Origin of the sequence: Bordetella genomosp. 13 (genome assembly GCF_002119665.1) — a bacterium.
Lineage (GTDB): Bacteria > Pseudomonadota > Gammaproteobacteria > Burkholderiales > Burkholderiaceae_B > Bordetella.
In genome coordinates this window covers 3,425,780-3,441,212 of the sequence record NZ_CP021111.1, presented here as the reverse complement: position 1 = coordinate 3,441,212, position 15,433 = coordinate 3,425,780, and the positions used below count along the sequence as shown (strand labels likewise).

Below are 15,433 nucleotides of genomic sequence, written 5' to 3'. Positions count from 1 at the left end.
CTCGACGCGATCTCAGGGCACGTGGATGCCGGCGCGGCCCAGCAGGGCCGTGGTCTCGTACAGCGGCAATCCCATCACGCCGCTGTAACTGCCGGCGATATGCGCGATGAAGGCGCTGGCCAGGCCCTGGATGCCATAAGCGCCCGCCTTGCCATAGGGTTCCCCGCTGTCGCAGTAGCGTTCACGCTCGCCTGGCGTGGTGGCGCGCATGCGGACGCGCGTCACGGACACCGCTTCGTGCAGCTGGTCTGCCGTGGCGAGCACGACCGCGGTATGCACCTCGTGTTCGCTGTCGGAAAGCGCCTGCAGGATGCGCAAGGCGTCGTTGCGGTCGGCCGGCTTGCCCAGTACTTCGCCGTGCAGGATGACGGTAGTGTCCGCGGCCAGCACGGGCAACACGGACAGGCCCTGGTCGCGCATCCACTGCTCGCCGCGCTGTGCCTTTTCGCGCGCGGTGCGGCGTACATAGTCATCGGCGCTTTCGCCGGCAAGCCGCGGCTCGTCCTCGCCGGGCGGCGCCGGCACGCGCAGCACCTCGTGCGCCAGGCCGATCTGCAGCAGCAGTTCGCGGCGCCTAGGGCTGGCCGACGCCAGATACAGGCGAGGAGAGGCGGAGGAGGTCGCGTCGGACATCGTACTCAATGGAGCGCGTCAGGCCCGGTGATAGGGGTGATTCGTCATGATGGCCCAGGCGCGGTACAGCTGTTCGGCCAGCAGCACGCGCACCATGGGGTGGGGCAGCGTCAGCGAGGACAGGCGCAACAGGCCATCGCACGTGGCCTTGAGCCCGGCGTCCAGCCCGTCCGGGCCGCCCACCAGAAAGGCCACGTCGCGTCCGCCGCCGCGCCATTGCTCGAGCTGTTGCGACAGGGCCATGGTGGTGAGGTCGCGTCCGCGCTCGTCCAGGGCCAGCTTCAGGGAGCCGGAGGGCAGCGCGGCCTCGATGCGGCGGGCTTCCGCCGCCATCATCTGCGCGGGCGTCTTGCCCGTGGTGCGGGGTTCGGGCTTGATCTCGCGCAGTTCCAGCGCACAGTCCGCCGGCAGGCGCTTGGCGTAGTCGTCCCAGGCGGTCTCGACCCAGCCGGGCATGCGCGTGCCCACGGCAAGCACGAAGAGCTTCATCGGGGCGCGCCGGCCTCAGGCCGGGTCGTCGCTGCTGAACACGGCCGGGCGGGCGCCCGATTCGGGAAGCAGCTTCACGCGTACCGGCTTGCCGCCCCAGATCTCTTCCAGGTTGTAGTACTGGCGGATGGCCGGCTGCATGATGTGGACCACGATGTCGCCCAGGTCGACCACCACCCATTCGCCCGTGTCCTCGCCTTCGACCGTGATGCCCGTGAGCTTCAGGGCACGGCCGCGGTCGGCCACGCTGGAGGCCAGGGCGCGGGTCTGCCGGTTCGAGGTGGCGGTGGCGAGCACCACGCGGTCGAACAGGCTGGTGAGATGCGTGGTGTTGAAGACCTTGATGTCTTGCGCCTTGACGTCTTCGAGGGCATCGATGACGTTGCGCTGCAGTTTCTGTATATCCATGTTTTCCAAATATAACCCCCGCGGCGAGCCCGCGAGGCGTCGGACATTGGGGACAGCTTAACGGTAAAGGCCGTGCCGCGCGATGTAATCGGCCACGGCAGGGTTCAGCAAATGCGATGCCGAGGCGCCATGGGCGAGGCGATCGCGGATATCGGACGCGGAGACGTCCATGGGCGCGAAGGGCACTTCTCGCAGCGGGCGCTCGTGGGCGGCCAGCCACTGCGCCAGTTCGTCGGGCACGCGCAGCGCGGTTCCCGGGCGCACGGCCACGGCCAGGTCGACGCGCGTGGCGATTTCCTGCCAGCCGCGCCAGGTGCAGAAATTGGCCAGCTGGTCGGCGCCCAGCAGCCAGACATAGTGGCCGGGCGGCAGGGCGCGCAGCGTATCGAGGGTATAAGTGGCGCCGCCGCGGGAAATTTCAATGGGATTGACCGACAGCCCCGCGTGACCGGCCACCGCCAGTTCGAGCATGCGCAGGCGGTGCTCGGCGGATGCCTTGAGCGGTTCGCGCTGCCAGGGGTTGGCCGCGGGGATCAGCTGCACTTCGGAAAGCGCGAGCGCCTGGAGGGCGGCCTCGGCCAGGGCGATGTGCGCCTCGTGCACCGGGTCGAAGCTGCCGCCGAGCAGCCCGATGGCCGTCGCGCGGCCGGACGGGCTCATGCCCAATCCCGCGGCGTCAGGTAGGCCGCCAGTTCGCCCTCGGGCGTGCCGGGCTGCGGCTGCCAGTCGTAGCGCCAGCTGGCCAGCGGGGGCATGGACAGCAGGATGGATTCGGTGCGGCCGCCGGACTGCAGCCCGAACAGCGTGCCGCGGTCGTAGACCAGGTTGAATTCGACATAGCGCCCGCGCCGGTAAGCCTGGAAGTCGCGTTCCCGTTCGCCGTAGGGCAGGTCGCGGCGCCGCTGCACGATGGGCATGTAGGCGTGCAGGAAGGCGTCGCCCACGGAACGCATCAGCGCGAACGAGGCGTCGAAGCCGGGCTCGTTGAGGTCGTCGAAGAAAATGCCGCCCACGCCGCGCGTCTCGTTGCGATGCTTGAGGAAAAAGTACTCGTCGCACCAGCGCTTGTAGCGCGGATAGTAGTCGACGCCGTGCGGGGCCAACGCATCGCGGCAGACCTGGTGGAAGTGCCGGGCGTCTTCGGCATGGGGGTAGTAGGGCGTAAGGTCGATGCCGCCGCCGAACCAGAAGACGTCTTTCTCGTCATGGCCCGGGCGCGCCGCGGCCAGAAACATGCGCACGTTCATGTGCGTGGTGGGCACGTGCGGATTGCGCGGATGCAGCACCATGGACACGCCCATGGCCTGCCACGGACGGCCGGCCAGCTCGGGCCGGTGCGCGCTGGCCGAAGGCGGCAGGCGCGTGCCCATGACGTGGCTGAACAGCACGCCGCCGCGCTCGAGGAACTGCCCGCCCTCGATCAGCCGCGAAATGCCGCCGCCGCCTTCCGCGCGCTGCCATACGTCGGTGCGGAAGGGCTCGCCGCCGGCCTGCTCGAGCGCTTGCACGATGCGGTCTTGCAGACCGGTGAGGTAATCGCGGACGGTTGCGGCGGGGACGGCTTCGATCATAAAGCGGAGACGAGGATTACGAGCGCGGCTTCTGCTGCGACGGCTTCAGTGCGCGCCAGCCGATGTCGCCGCGGTACTGGCGGCCATCGAAATGGATGGCCGACACGGTTTCATAGGCGCGGTCGCGCGCGATGCGGATGGAGTCGCCCAGCGCAGTGACGCAGAGCACGCGGCCGCCCGAGGTCTGCACCTGGCCGTCCTTGCGCGTCGTGGCGGCATGGAAGACCATGCGGTCGTCGGCGTCGGCGGGCAGGCCCGTGATGGCATCGCCGGTGCGTGGCGTGCCCGGATAGTTGTGTGCGGCCAGCACCACGCCCAGCGCGGTGCGGCGGTCCCAGACGATGTCGGCCTGGTCCAGCGTGCCCTCGACCGCGTGCTCCAGCGCGTCGAGCAAGTCGCTCTTGATGCGCATCATGATGGGCTGGGTTTCGGGATCGCCCATGCGGCAGTTGAACTCGAGCGTCTTGATGGGACGGTCTGCGCTGTCGCCCGGCGCGATCATCAGGCCCGCGTACAGGAAGCCGGTATACGGAATGCCATCGCGCGCCATGCCCTGCACGGTGGGCAGGATGATCTCGCGCATGATGCGGTGGTGCAGTTCGGGCGTGACGATGGGTGCGGGGGAATAGGCGCCCATCCCGCCGGTGTTGGGACCGGCGTCGCCGTCCTGCAGCCGCTTGTGGTCCTGGCTGGTGGCCAGGGCCAGCACATGGCGGCCGTCGCACATGACGATGAAGCTGGCTTCTTCGCCGGTAAGGAACTCTTCGATGACCACGCGCGCGCCGGCCTCGCCCAGCGAGCCGTCGCCCAGCATGGCGTCGATGGCCGCATGCGCCTCGTCGGCGGTCATGGCCACCACCACGCCCTTGCCCGCGGCCAGGCCATCGGCCTTGATGACGATGGGCGCGCCTTGCTGGTCGATGTAGGCGTGCGCCTGCGCCGGATCGGTGAAGGTGGCGTAGGCGGCGGTGGGAATGCCGTGGCGCGTCATGAACGCCTTGGCATAGTCCTTCGAGCTTTCGAGCTGCGCCGCGGCGCGGGTCGGGCCGAAGATCTTCAGGCCGCGGGCGCGGAACACGTCGACCACGCCGGCGGCCAGCGGCGCCTCGGGGCCGACGACCGTGAGCGACACCCCCGATTTCTGGACGAAATCCGCCAGCTCCTCGGCATTGGTCAGGGGCACGTTCTCGAGCAGGTCGCCCGCCTCGGTGCCGCCGTTACCCGGCGCCACGTAGACCTTGTGCACGCGGGGCGAACGGGCGAGCCGCCAGGCGAGGGCGTGTTCGCGGCCGCCCGAGCCGATAACCAGGAGTTTCATGAGGATATTGTGATGGTTCTGGAGGTTGCCACTTCGGCCCGCAGTGGAATAGGTGCCAGGCCGGCACGCGCCGGCAAGGCAGGTCCGCCGGCGTTGCGCGGCGACGGATGCCGCTGCAGCGCCGCCCGCTTCATTGCGCTTCGTCGAAGACGACGTTGGTGTAGACGTCCTGCACGTCGTCCAGGCCTTCCAGGGCGTCGAGCAGCTTCTGCATCTTGACGGCGTCCTCGCCGGTGAGTTCGGTTTCGTTCAGGGCCTTCATGACGATGCCGTCGACTTCGGCCTTCAGGCCGGCCGCGTCGAACGCCTGGCGCACCGCGGCATAGTCCGCCGGGGCGCACACGACTTCGATCACGCCTTCCTCGTCGGTGGTGACGTCTTCGGCGCCGGCCTCGAGGGCGGTCTCCATGACCTTGTCCTCGGACGTGCCGGGCGCGAATACGAACTGGCCGCAATGCTTGAACATGAACGCCACCGAGCCTTCCTGGCCCAGGTTGCCGCCGTTCTTGGAGAAGGCGTGGCGCACTTCGGCCACGGTGCGGGTGCGGTTGTCCGTCATGCAATCGACGATGACGGCGGCGCCGCCGACGCCGTAGCCTTCGTAGCGGACTTCCTCGTAGTTGTCGCCGTCGGCTCCGCCAGCGCCGCGCTGGATGGCGCGCTGGATGTTGTCCTTGGGCATGTTGGCGTCGGTAGCCTTGTCCCAGGCCAGGCGCAGGCGCGGATTGCTGTCCGGATCGGCGCCGCCGGCACGCGCGGCGACGGTGATCTCACGGATGATCTTGGTCCAGAGCTTGCCCCGCTTGGCGTCTTGCCGGCCCTTGCGATGCTGGATATTGGCCCATTTACTGTGTCCGGCCATGGCTACTCTTATCTAATAATGGTGTCAAAGGCGGTTATTTTAGCCTGCCAGCCCTGGGCGCGCCGCGCGATGTGTGTCACGCGCGCCACGCCGCAGACCCGCGCCAGAGGCTCTACACTTGCGCAACCATCGCTCGCCCGGAGACCCGCCGCCATGATTTCCCCGCTCATCGTCGCCAGGAACGCCCACGCCGAACTGGCGCTGCTGCCCGCCCTGGCCAACCGCCACGGCTGCATCACCGGCGCGACCGGCACGGGCAAGACAGTCACGCTGCAGGTGCTGGCCGAGGCCTTCTCTCGCATCGGCACGCCGGTCTTCATGGCCGACGTGAAGGGCGACCTGACCGGCATCTCGCAGGCGGGCGCCAGTTCGCCGAAGCTGCAGGAGCGCCTTCAGCGGCTGGGCCTGGCCGAGCCGGCCTGGGGCGCGAGCCCTGTCGCGCTGTGGGACGTGTTCGGCGCGCAAGGCCTGCCGGTGCGCGCGACCGTCTCCGACATGGGGCCGCTGCTGCTGGCCCGCATGCTGGAACTGAACGATACCCAGGAGGGCGTGCTGACACTGGTGTTCCGCGTGGCCGACGACGAGGGACAACTGCTGCTGGACCTGAAGGACTTGCGGGCCATGCTGCAGGACGTGGCCGATCGCGCTTCCGAGTTGAAGACGCGCTACGGCAACGTGTCGGCCGCGTCGGTGGGCGCCATCCAACGCAGCCTTCTGCGGCTCGAATCCGAGGGAGCGGACCAGTTCTTCGGCGAGCCCATGCTGGACGTGGCGGACCTGATGCGCACCGACGCGCAGGGCCGCGGCATCGTCAACATCCTGGCGGCGGACAAGCTGATGCAGGCGCCGCGCCTGTACGGCGTGTTCCTGCTGTGGCTGCTGGCCGAGCTCTATGAGATGCTTCCCGAAGTGGGCGACGCCGCCCAGCCCAAGCTGGTGTTCTTTTTCGACGAGGCGCACCTGCTGTTCAAGGACGCGCCGGACGCGCTGCTCGAGAAGATCGAGCAGGTCGTCCGTCTGGTGCGATCCAAAGGCGTAGGCGTGTACTTCGTCACCCAGAATCCGCTGGACATCCCGGACACGGTGCTGGGGCAGCTGGGCAACCGCATCCAGCATGCGCTGCGCGCCTTCACGCCTCGCGACCAGAAGGCCGTGCGCACGGCCGCGCAGACGATGCGGCCCAATCCGGGCCTGGACATCGAGGCCGCCATCACCGAACTGGGCGTGGGCGAGGCGCTGGTGTCGCTGCTGGACGACAAGGGGCGTCCGATGCCCACCGAGCGCGCGTGGGTCGTGCCGCCCGGCAGCCGCATCGGTCCGGCCACGGATGCCGAACGTCAGGCGCTGCGCCAGGGCAACACGCTGGCGGGCAAGTATCAGAACGCGGTGGATCGCGAATCCGCGTACGAAGTGCTGACGGCGCGTGCCGCGACGGAAGTGGCGCAGGCGCCCGAGTCCAAGGCGGGTGGCAGGAACGGTGCGCCCGCGGGCGCCGCGCCGCAGCAGGAGCAGGGGGGCCTGATGCAGAGCGTCAACGAGGTCCTGTTCGGCTCGGTAGGGACGCGTGGCGGACGCCGCGATGGGGTGGTGCAGTCGGTGGCCAAGAGCACGGCGCGATCCATCGCGCGCGAACTGGTGCGCGGCGTGCTGGGATCCCTGCTGGGTTCGCGCCGCCGGCGCTAGCCGCCTGTCCTCGGGGCGCATCGGGGGCGCTCGAAACGCTGCTCGATGACCTCTGTGCCCCACCGCTTGCCAGGAGCCTGTTCCACCAGTACGAAGCCCGCCCGTTCGTATAGCGCGCGCGCCGCGTCCAGGCCCTGGAAGGTCCACAGATACGTCGTCTCGAAGCCCTGCGCATCGCAGAAGGCGAGGGCCTGCTCCAACAGGCGACGCCCCACGCCGGCGCCGCGCAGGCCGTCGTCGACGATGAACCAGCGCAGATGCGCATGGTGTCCCGCGGCGCCATCGATGGCTACGGATGCCACGATGCGGCCCAGATGGACCGCCAGCCACAGGCCGTTGCCAGGCTCGTCCAGGCGTGTGCTGAATTCGGCCACGCCTTCGGCGACCTGCCGCTCGAAGTATGCCCCGAAGCCGTTGGCCCGCGCGTAGTAGCAGGCGTGCATTTCGGCGATGCGGCCGATGGCGCCCGGCTGGTAGCCCGTCACGATGGCGGGGGCGGCGGCGGGCGGGACGCTGCCGCCCTGGCGGCCGGCCGCCAGCGCCTGCGCATAAGCCGACAATCCCTCACGCACCGCCAGGCGCTGCGGCTCGTCGAGCTGACGCAGCGCGGTGCGCACCTGGTTGCGGCCATAGGCCTGGATGGCCGCATACGTGCGCCTGCCCTTGCCGGTGAGGGACAGCAGTTTGGCGCGGCCGTCCTGCGGGCTGGCGGCCTCGGCGATCTCGCCGGCCTGCACGAGCTTGGCGATCATGCGGCTGACGCTGGACTTCTCCAGCCCCAGATGCGCGCTGAGGTGCGCCGCGGTGGCCGTGCGGCGCGCGCCGATCTCGAGCAGCGCATGCACGAACGATGGCGGATACGTGGTGGCGGCCAGCGTGGACTGCATGAAGCCGAGCTCGCGCACCATCTGGCGGGAGGCGGTCCGGATGTCGTCGACCAGCGCGGAATCGGATGAGGGCATGCGGCACCTTTGCGGAAAGGTTGTATGATACAACCAAATGGCGGTTCGCGGCGGCCGGCACGGTGCGCGGCGGCGACATCGCGGGATGCGTACGATGGACCTTTCCGTGGAAGCGGGATGGAATGGCGGCCGTCCCCGGCTGCTGGCCGGGCGCGTATGCCTGGTGACGGGCGGAGGCTCCGGCATCGGGCGTGCCGCGGCCCTGCGCATGGCGGCCGAAGGCGCCCGCGCGGTGGTCATCGCCGGGCGGCGCGTGCCGCAGGGCGAAGCCGTGGCCGCCGCATGCGCCAAGCAGGGCGCCGAGGCGCTGTTCGTGGCCGCCGACGTCACCGACGCGGCGCAGGTCGAGCGCCTGTTCCGGACGGTGGCGCAGCGCTACGGTCGGCTGGATGCCGCGTTCAACAACGCGGGCTATCAAGAACCGCGCGCGCCGATCGAGCAGCAGGGCACAGAGGCCTATCAGCGCGTGTTCGATGCCAACGTCAGGTCGGTGTTCCTGTGCCTGCGGCATCAGGTGGCCTTGATGCGCGCCCAGGGCTCTGGCCGCATCGTGATCAATACGTCGGTGAGCGGGATGCGCAACCCGAATCCGGGGCTGGCGCTGTATTCGGCCTCGAAGGCGGCGGCGATCTCGCTGACCCGTTCGGCGGCCAGCGAGGCGGCGCCGCATGGCATACGCATCAACGGCATCGCGCCGGGGCGGGTCGACACGGCGATGCTGCGCGGGTCGGGCATCGCCGACATGGATACGGTGGCGGCCGGACTGCCGATCCGGCGGCTGGGACGCCCCGAAGAAGTCGCCGCCGCGGTGGCCTGGCTGCTGTCCGACGAGGCCTCGTTCGTCGTCGGCCACGTGCTGGCGGCCGACGGCGGTTTTCTCGCGGCGTAGGGCGGGGCCGAGGGCCGCCTGCCTGGCCTGTGCGGCCTGGCGGACGGCCTCAGGCCACGTGTTTCGCCACGTCTTCGAGCGTGCGCTCGAAGCGATCGACCATGTCGCGCACCTGTTCGGGCTGGATGATGAGCGGCGGGCAGAAGGCGATGGTGTCCTGGATGCCGCGGATGATGAGGCCGTGGTCGTGCGCGCGTTCGTAGGCATACGCGCCGGCCTTGCCCAGCGGATCGAACTGCCGCTTGCCGGCCTTGTCGGCCACCAGCTCGACGCCGGCGATCAGGCCCACGCCGCGCACTTCGCCCACCAGCGGATGGTCGGCATAGGCGCGCAGCATCTGCTGCATCTGCGCGCCGACTTCGTCGGCCTGTCCGATCAGGTTGCGCTCGTCGATGATCTTCAGGTTTTCCAGCGCCACGGCCGTCGCGACCGGATGGCCGCTGGCGGTGTAGCCGTGTCCGAAGCTGCCCAGCTTGCCGCTGTGCTCGGCCACCGGGCCCGCCACGCGGTCATTGATGAGCACCGCGCCCAGCGGCTGGTACGAGGAGGTGATCTGCTTGGACAGCACCAGGATGTCGGGCTCGATGCCGAAGCGTTCGTAGCCGAAGCGCGTACCCAGCCGCCCGAAGCCCGTGATGACTTCGTCGGCGATGACCAGCACGTCGTGCTTGCGGCACACGGCCTGGATCTTTTCCCAATACGTGCGCGGCGGCACGATGACGCCGCCGGCCCCCATGACGGGTTCGCCGATGAAGGCGGCGACCGTATCGGCGCCCTCTTGCTGGATCAGCGCGTCGAGTTCGCCGGCCAGGCGGGTGGCGAAGTCTTCTTCGCTTTCGCCGGGCAGGGCATTGCGGTAGTGGTGCGGACAGGCGGTGTGCCGCACCTGCGGCAGCGGCAGGTCGAAATCGGTGTGGTTGCCGGCCAGGCCGGTCAGGCTGGCGGACGCCACGGTGACGCCGTGATAGCCGCGCTGGCGCGCGATGATCTTCTTCTTGTCGCGGCGGCCCAGCGCGTTGTTGTAGTACCAGACCAGCTTGATGACGGTGTCGTTGGCCTCGGAGCCCGAGTTCGTGAAGAACGCCTTGGACATGCGTCCTTCGGTGTAGCCGATGAGGCGTTCGGCCAGTTCGATGACGGCCGGATGCGACTTGTGCGTGAACGTGTGGTAGTAGGGCAGACGGGCGAGCTGGCGCTGCGCCGCCTCGACCAGGCGCGGCTCGCCGAAGCCGACCGCCACGCTCCACAGGCCCGACATGCCTTCGAGATAGCGGTTGCCCTGGTCGTCGTACACATAGATGCCCTCGCCGCGCTCGATGACGCGCGGGCCGACGGCGCGGTGCTTGACCGCGTTGGTGTACGAATGCAGGTGGAACTGGACGTCTTGCTGCTGGGCGGGACTGAGCGGAGGCATGGCGAGGTCTGGAATGGGACGGTGGGGGAAGCGCGCCGCGTCGCAGGCCCGGCGCACATGTCATCACGCATTATCCGCCAATTGCCCGCCGTGCTGCAGCGCCGGCCGTGTTTTCCGTATTCAGTAGCCGCGCGCTCGCCCGACCACGCCGGTGATGGCTTCGCCGCGCGCCAGCGCGCGGATCTTGGTGCTGATCTGCGCCACCGTCTCGCGCCGCAGGCTGGCCGCGCCGATGTGCGGCGTGATGGCGATGCGCGGGTCGGTCCAGAACGGATGGCCCGCGGGCAGCGGTTCTTCGCGGAACACGTCCAGCGTGGCGCCGGCCAGGCGGCCGCTGTCCAGCAGGGGGATCAGGTCTTCCTCGACCAGGTGCGGCCCGCGCCCCAGGTTGATCAGGTACGACTGCGGCAACAGCTGCGACAGCGTTTCGCGGCGCAGGATGTTTTCGGTGTCCGGCGTGAGCGGCAGCAGGTTCACCAGCACCCGCGTGCGGGCCAGGAAGGCGGGCAGGGCGTCGATGCCGCCGTAGGCCTCGACGCCCTCGGGCGCCTGGCCGCTGCGCGACCAGCCGGCCACCGGGTAATCGAGCGCGGCCAGCGTGCGCGCCACGCTGGCGCCCATCGCGCCCATGCCCAGCACGCCCACCGGCCACTGTTCGCGGCGCAGCTCGGGCAGCGCCTGCCACTTGCCGGCACGCTGCTGGGCGGTGTAGTCCTCGAAGCGGCGGCTGGCCCGCGTGAGGAAATGCACGACGTATTCGGACATCTGCACGGCCATGCCCGCGTCTTCCAGGCGCACCACCGGCAGGTCGGGCGGCAGCGTCGGCAGCTTCAGCAGGGCGTCCACGCCGGCGCCCAGGTTGAACACGGCGCGCAGCCCGCGTTCGCGCTCGAACAGGCTGGCCGGCGGGCGCCACACCACCGCCACGTCGGCATCCTGGGTCGGCAGGTCTTCGTGCCATTCGATGACCTGGGCCTCGGGCAGGGCCTGCGACAGGAGTACGGGCCAGACGTCGCGGTCCGGCAGCGTTTGCGAGCAGCAAAGGATTTTCACGTGGAGTCTTCTGCGGAGGGTTGCTTGAAGCCGGCGGCGCCTGTGTATCGGGGGCGCCTGACCAGCATGATGCCTGCCGCGGCGATCATCGCCATGCCGGCCATGGCGAGTATATCGGGCGGGCGCTGGAAGATCGTCGCGCTCAGCAGCACGGCCATGAGCAGCTGCAGGTAGTTCAGCGGCGCGAGCGTGGCGGCGTCCACGTGGCGGAACGCCGCCAGCATCAGCATCTGGGCCGCGCCGTTCAGCGCGCCCAGGCCCAGGATGAGGCACCAGTCCAGCAGCGGCGGCCACTGCTGCGGCGGAAAGAGCAGGGCGGGCGGCAGCGTGGCGGCCAGGCAGATGAGGGCCGTGCAGACATACTGCACCGTGGCGTCGACCTTGCCCGCCAGCTTGCGGGTGAGCAGCTGGAACAGGGCATAGCACACCGCCGAGATCACCATCAGCACGGTGCCCAGGGGCGGCAGGCTGCCGCCGGGCCGCACGATGAAAAGCATGCCGCCCAGTCCGATGGCCACCGAGATCCACTGCGCGCACGAGACGCGTTCGCCCAGCAGCCAGGGCGACAGCGCCACCATGATGAGCGGCGCCGTGAAGTAAATGGCCGTCGCCTCGGACAACGGCATCCAGATCAGCGCGGTCATGAAGCAGGTGCCCACGACGGCCAGCGCCAGCCCGCGCGCCAGCAGCAGCGGCTGTGCGCGCAGCATCGACCAAGCCGGCCACTTCCCCTCGCGCAGCACCAGGAATACGCCCAGTGCGGTGACGGTGCCGTAGCGCATCACGTTCAGGAAAGGCGCCGGATAGCTGGCCAGCAGATGCTTTGCGCCCGCGTCGAACAGCGCGTTGGCCGACAGCGCCAGCAGGAAGCACGCGATGCCCGTATGCCGCGCGGAAGCGGACCAGGAGGGCATGGGCGGTCAGGCGATGCGGGCCAGGCGCAGCATCGCGCCCAGCAGCACGTTGGCGCCGGCCTCGAGGTGCGCCGGATCCGCGTCTTCCACTTCGTTGTGGCTGATGCCGTCCTTACAGGGCACGAAGATCATGGCGGTGGGCAGCACGCTGGCGATGTGCACGGCGTCGTGCCCCGCGCCGGTGACGATGTCCATGCAGGAGTATCCGCGCGCGTGTGCCTGCTCGCGCACCGCCGCGACCAGCTCCGGCGCGAACGGCGTGGGCGGAAAGTACGCGGTCTGGCGCAGCGCGACGGGCATCGGGTGGCCGGTGGTGACGCCCGACTGGACCCGGGCGATGGCGTCGAGCAGGCGCCCGTTCATCTCGGCCAGCTTGGCGGCGTTCTCGTGGCGGATGTCCACCGTGAAGGTGACCGACCCCGGGATCACATTGGGCGAGCAGGGATGCACCTGCACCGAGCCCACCGTGCCGCGCCCATGCGGCGCGTAGTCCAGCGCGATGCGCACCACCTCCTGCATGAGGAAGGTGGACGCATACAGCGCGTCGCGCCGCAGCGGCATGGGCGTGGGGCCGGCGTGCGCTTCCATGCCGGTTACGGTGACCTCGTACCAGTACATGCCCAGCGAGCCCGTGACCGCGCCGATGACGGTGTTCTCGGCCTCGAGTATGGGACCCTGTTCGATGTGCGCCTCGAGGTAGTGGCCGAAGCGGTCCTGGCCGACCGGCTCGGCGCCGGCATAGCCGATGCGCCGCAGTTCGTCGCCGACCCGCTTGCCGTCGATGTCGGCGGTGGCCAGTGCGGTTTCCAGCGGCAGCTTGCCGCAGTACACCGCCGAACCCATCATGAAGGGCACGAAGCGGCTGCCCTCTTCGTTGGTCCAGATGGCGAGTTCCAGCGGGGCCTCGGTCTGTATGCCGCGGTCGTGCAGCGTGCGCATGATCTCGAGCCCGGCCATCACGCCGAAGCAGCCGTCGAAGCGGCCACCCGTGGGCTGAGTGTCGATGTGGCTGCCCGTGCATACCGCGGGCAGCGCGGGATTGCGGCCGGGGCGGCGGCCAAATATGTTGCCGATCTGGTCGACCGTGATTTCCAGGCCGGCCTCGCGCATCCAGCCGGTGACCAGATCGCGCCCCTGCCGGTCCAGGTCGGTCAGGGCCAGCCTGCAGTTGCCGCCCTTCTGCGTGGCGCCGATGCGGGCCAGGTCCATGAGCGACTGCCACAGCCGCCGTCCGTCGATGCCGATGCCTTGCAGGTCGTTGGTGTCCATTTCCGTCTCCCTTGTCGTGTGCGTGATGCCGGTCAGGCCGCGGCCATGCCTTGCAGGAAGGCGTCCAGCGCCAGGCCGATGCTGTCCACCTGGTATCCGCCCTCCTGCACCACGACGGTGGGCAGGCCCAGCCTCTGGATGCCGTGGCCGATGTGGCGATAGGTGTCGAGATCGAAGCGCAGTACGCTGATGGGATCGTCGCGATAGGTGTCGAAGCCCAGCGCTAGCACCAGGGCGCGCGGGCGGTAGGCGCGCAAGGCGGCCAACGCCTGGTCGAGCACTGCGCGATAGGCCGTGCCGTCGGTGCCGTGCGGCAGCGGCAGGTTGAGATTGCAGCCCGCGCCCGCGCCTTCGCCGCGCTCGCCGGCATGGCCCGTGTAGAACGGGTAGTAGCCCGCGGGATCGGCATGCGTGGACACGGTATAGACGTCGTCGCGCTGGTAGAAGATGTTCTGCGTGCCGTCGCCGTGGTGGGCATCGACGTCCAGCACCGCCACGCGGCCCAGCTCGCGCACCAGCCGCTGCGCGGCCGCGGCCGAACTGTTCAGGTAGCAGAAGCCGCCCGCGCGATCGCGATGCGCGTGGTGGCCCGAGGGCCGGCACAGCGCATAGGCAGGTTCGCCGGTCCGCAGCACGTGCTCGGCCGCCGCGACGGCGTCGTGCGTGGAGCGCAGCGCCGCGCGCCAGGTGTGCGGGCCCACGGGGCAGGACAAGTCGCCCAGGTAATAGCCGGCCTGGGCGATGACGGATGGCGCGGGGCAGGGCGGCCGTCCGGCCTGGTCGGTGCGTCCGCTGTAGTACGGAGAGAGATTGGGCAGCACCTCGATGCCCGGCTCCGGCCCTTGGCCGCGCAACGCCTGCCAGCGCTCGTACGCGTTCTCCAGGAAGTCCAGGTAATCGGCGCTGTGCACGCCTTCCAGCGGCGCGCGCCCGAAGTCGGGGGGCGCTTCGACCGCGATGCCGCGGGCGGCCAACATGGCGCGCAGCGTCTCGGCGCGCGCCGGCACATCGGTAGGCTTGCTGATGCGGCCGACCCGCATGAACTGCTGGGGGTCGTGCAGCAACTGATCTTCGGAGAAGAAGGCCTTCATGTCTCGGGTTCAGGGTGGTTGTCGGGTTGCTTTGCTGCTGAGGTATTGCGTTGCGTAGTGTGGTTTGGTGTTTGGTGTTTGGGATTGGGTTCTGAACACGCCTCTGTCCGTCGGCTGGGGCCGCGCCGGCCAAGTCGTCGGGCTCGGGCGCGCCATCAGGCGCCCTCGGTCCCCTGCGGGGACTTCCCCTCCTCCAATTGGCCGTCGCGTCCCCATCCGACGGACAGAGGCTTGCATCGAATCAATGCCGCGCGACACCATGACAAGCCGAGGTGCATGGTGGAGATGGCGACGACCGGGGGGCGGTTGTCGAGGCGAAGCCACGGCTTAATTGCAATGCCGCTCACACGGAGAGTGTCTTGCGGTCGTTCGCCTGCCGCTGGTGTGAGTCCTCTGTGCGGCTGGGGCGTGCGGGACGGGCAATTGGAGCGAGGGGAGCCCCCGTAGGGGGCCGAGGGCGCCTGATGGCGCGCCCGAGCCGAGCGACTTGCCCGGACCGCGCGCCTCAGCCGCACAGAGGACGCCTTCGAGCGACAACGCCCGCAATCACCCCCAGCCGCACCCGATGCCATGACGATCAGCCTCTCTTCAACTCGATCTCGACGAACACGAACTCGCCATCGCCAGGATTGACGACGTTGTGCTCGACGCCCACGGGCCTGCTGTATGCCACACCTGTGGTCAGCTGGCTGCGCACTTCGCCCTGCGGCGTCTCGAGCAGAAGCTCCCCGGTCGTCTGCGGCACGACTACGTAATGCATGGCGTGCCGATGCCAGCCCGTCTCGCCGCCCGGCGGAAAGCGCCATTCGGTCACGCGGACGTGTTCGTCGTCGATCTGTACGGTGGGGATGGCGGCGGGGCGCTTCATGATGGGTGG

16 protein-coding genes are annotated in these 15,433 nt (G+C 69.4%); 2 read left to right on the top strand and 14 right to left on the bottom strand.

The genetic code is table 11. The features are described 5' to 3' along the window. Nucleotides 1–12: 12 nt before the first annotated feature. The 7 genes from CAL15_RS15460 to CAL15_RS15430 all read right to left on the bottom strand — a co-directional run bounded on the left by CAL15_RS15460 (nt 13) and on the right by CAL15_RS15430 (nt 5,281). Nucleotides 13–633, bottom strand: a complete 621-nt coding sequence (locus CAL15_RS15460; RefSeq protein ID WP_086079417.1) for a Maf family protein — start codon at nt 631–633, stop codon at nt 13–15. A gap of 18 nt (nt 634–651) precedes the next feature. Next, the gene (rlmH, locus tag CAL15_RS15455; RefSeq protein ID WP_086079416.1) at nt 652–1,122 is read right to left on the bottom strand and encodes a 23S rRNA (pseudouridine(1915)-N(3))-methyltransferase RlmH; all 471 of its coding nucleotides are present in this window, start codon (nt 1,120–1,122) and stop codon (nt 652–654) included. A 15-nt stretch (nt 1,123–1,137) separates the two neighbouring features. Further along, the gene (gene rsfS / locus CAL15_RS15450) at nt 1,138–1,530 is read right to left on the bottom strand and encodes a ribosome silencing factor (RefSeq protein ID WP_086079415.1); all 393 of its coding nucleotides are present in this window, start codon (nt 1,528–1,530) and stop codon (nt 1,138–1,140) included. Between the two features lie 57 nt (nt 1,531–1,587). Continuing rightward, nucleotides 1,588–2,190: a nicotinate (nicotinamide) nucleotide adenylyltransferase gene (gene nadD / locus CAL15_RS15445; protein WP_086079414.1), complete on the bottom strand. Its 603-nt coding sequence runs from the start codon at nt 2,188–2,190 to the stop codon at nt 1,588–1,590. Next, a complete protein-coding gene (gene hemF, locus CAL15_RS15440) occupies nt 2,187–3,101 on the bottom strand; it encodes an oxygen-dependent coproporphyrinogen oxidase (protein WP_086079413.1) in 915 nt (304 codons plus the stop codon). Before hemF ends, nadD begins: the two co-directional genes overlap by 4 nt. Before the next feature lie 16 nt (nt 3,102–3,117). Continuing rightward, nucleotides 3,118–4,419: a phosphoribosylamine--glycine ligase gene (purD, locus tag CAL15_RS15435; protein WP_086079412.1), complete on the bottom strand. Its 1,302-nt coding sequence runs from the start codon at nt 4,417–4,419 to the stop codon at nt 3,118–3,120. 130 nt (nt 4,420–4,549) lie between these two features. Beyond that, the gene (locus tag CAL15_RS15430) at nt 4,550–5,281 is read right to left on the bottom strand and encodes a YebC/PmpR family DNA-binding transcriptional regulator (RefSeq protein WP_086079411.1); all 732 of its coding nucleotides are present in this window, start codon (nt 5,279–5,281) and stop codon (nt 4,550–4,552) included. Nucleotides 5,282–5,434: 153 nt separating this feature from the next. Here CAL15_RS15430 and CAL15_RS15425 point away from each other — a divergent pair, with 153 nt between their 5' ends. After that, a complete protein-coding gene (locus CAL15_RS15425) occupies nt 5,435–6,964 on the top strand; it encodes a helicase HerA-like domain-containing protein (RefSeq protein ID WP_086079410.1) in 1,530 nt (509 codons plus the stop codon). On the opposite strand, the gene CAL15_RS15420 is transcribed toward CAL15_RS15425, so the two are convergent. Continuing rightward, a complete protein-coding gene (locus tag CAL15_RS15420; RefSeq protein WP_086079409.1) occupies nt 6,961–7,926 on the bottom strand; it encodes a bifunctional helix-turn-helix transcriptional regulator/GNAT family N-acetyltransferase in 966 nt (321 codons plus the stop codon). The two genes, CAL15_RS15425 and CAL15_RS15420, sit on opposite strands and share 4 nt — an antisense overlap. A gap of 94 nt (nt 7,927–8,020) precedes the next feature. Between CAL15_RS15420 and CAL15_RS15415 the strand changes: the two genes are divergently transcribed. Then, nucleotides 8,021–8,815 (top strand): SDR family NAD(P)-dependent oxidoreductase, encoded by a 795-nt coding sequence (locus CAL15_RS15415; protein WP_086079408.1) that lies wholly within the window; start codon nt 8,021–8,023, stop codon nt 8,813–8,815. Nucleotides 8,816–8,864: 49 nt separating this feature from the next. Here CAL15_RS15415 and CAL15_RS15410 read toward each other — a convergent pair whose 3' ends face one another. The 6 genes from CAL15_RS15410 to CAL15_RS15385 all read right to left on the bottom strand — a co-directional run bounded on the left by CAL15_RS15410 (nt 8,865) and on the right by CAL15_RS15385 (nt 15,424). Continuing rightward, nucleotides 8,865–10,229 carry an aspartate aminotransferase family protein gene (locus CAL15_RS15410; RefSeq protein WP_086079407.1) on the bottom strand — a complete coding sequence of 455 codons (1,365 nt, stop codon included), beginning with the start codon at nt 10,227–10,229 and terminating at the stop codon, nt 8,865–8,867. Nucleotides 10,230–10,349: 120 nt separating this feature from the next. Continuing rightward, the gene (locus tag CAL15_RS15405) at nt 10,350–11,282 is read right to left on the bottom strand and encodes a 2-hydroxyacid dehydrogenase (protein WP_420042508.1); all 933 of its coding nucleotides are present in this window, start codon (nt 11,280–11,282) and stop codon (nt 10,350–10,352) included. After that, a complete protein-coding gene (locus CAL15_RS15400) occupies nt 11,279–12,196 on the bottom strand; it encodes a DMT family transporter (RefSeq protein WP_086079406.1) in 918 nt (305 codons plus the stop codon). Before CAL15_RS15400 ends, CAL15_RS15405 begins: the two co-directional genes overlap by 4 nt. A gap of 6 nt (nt 12,197–12,202) precedes the next feature. Beyond that, on the bottom strand, nt 12,203–13,465 hold the full coding sequence (locus CAL15_RS15395) for a Zn-dependent hydrolase (protein ID WP_086079405.1): 1,263 nt from the start codon (nt 13,463–13,465) through the stop codon (nt 12,203–12,205). A gap of 32 nt (nt 13,466–13,497) precedes the next feature. After that, nucleotides 13,498–14,556: a histone deacetylase family protein gene (locus tag CAL15_RS15390; RefSeq protein ID WP_086079404.1), complete on the bottom strand. Its 1,059-nt coding sequence runs from the start codon at nt 14,554–14,556 to the stop codon at nt 13,498–13,500. A gap of 577 nt (nt 14,557–15,133) precedes the next feature. Beyond that, the gene (locus CAL15_RS15385) at nt 15,134–15,424 is read right to left on the bottom strand and encodes a cupin domain-containing protein (RefSeq protein ID WP_086079403.1); all 291 of its coding nucleotides are present in this window, start codon (nt 15,422–15,424) and stop codon (nt 15,134–15,136) included. Nucleotides 15,425–15,433 lie beyond the last annotated feature (9 nt).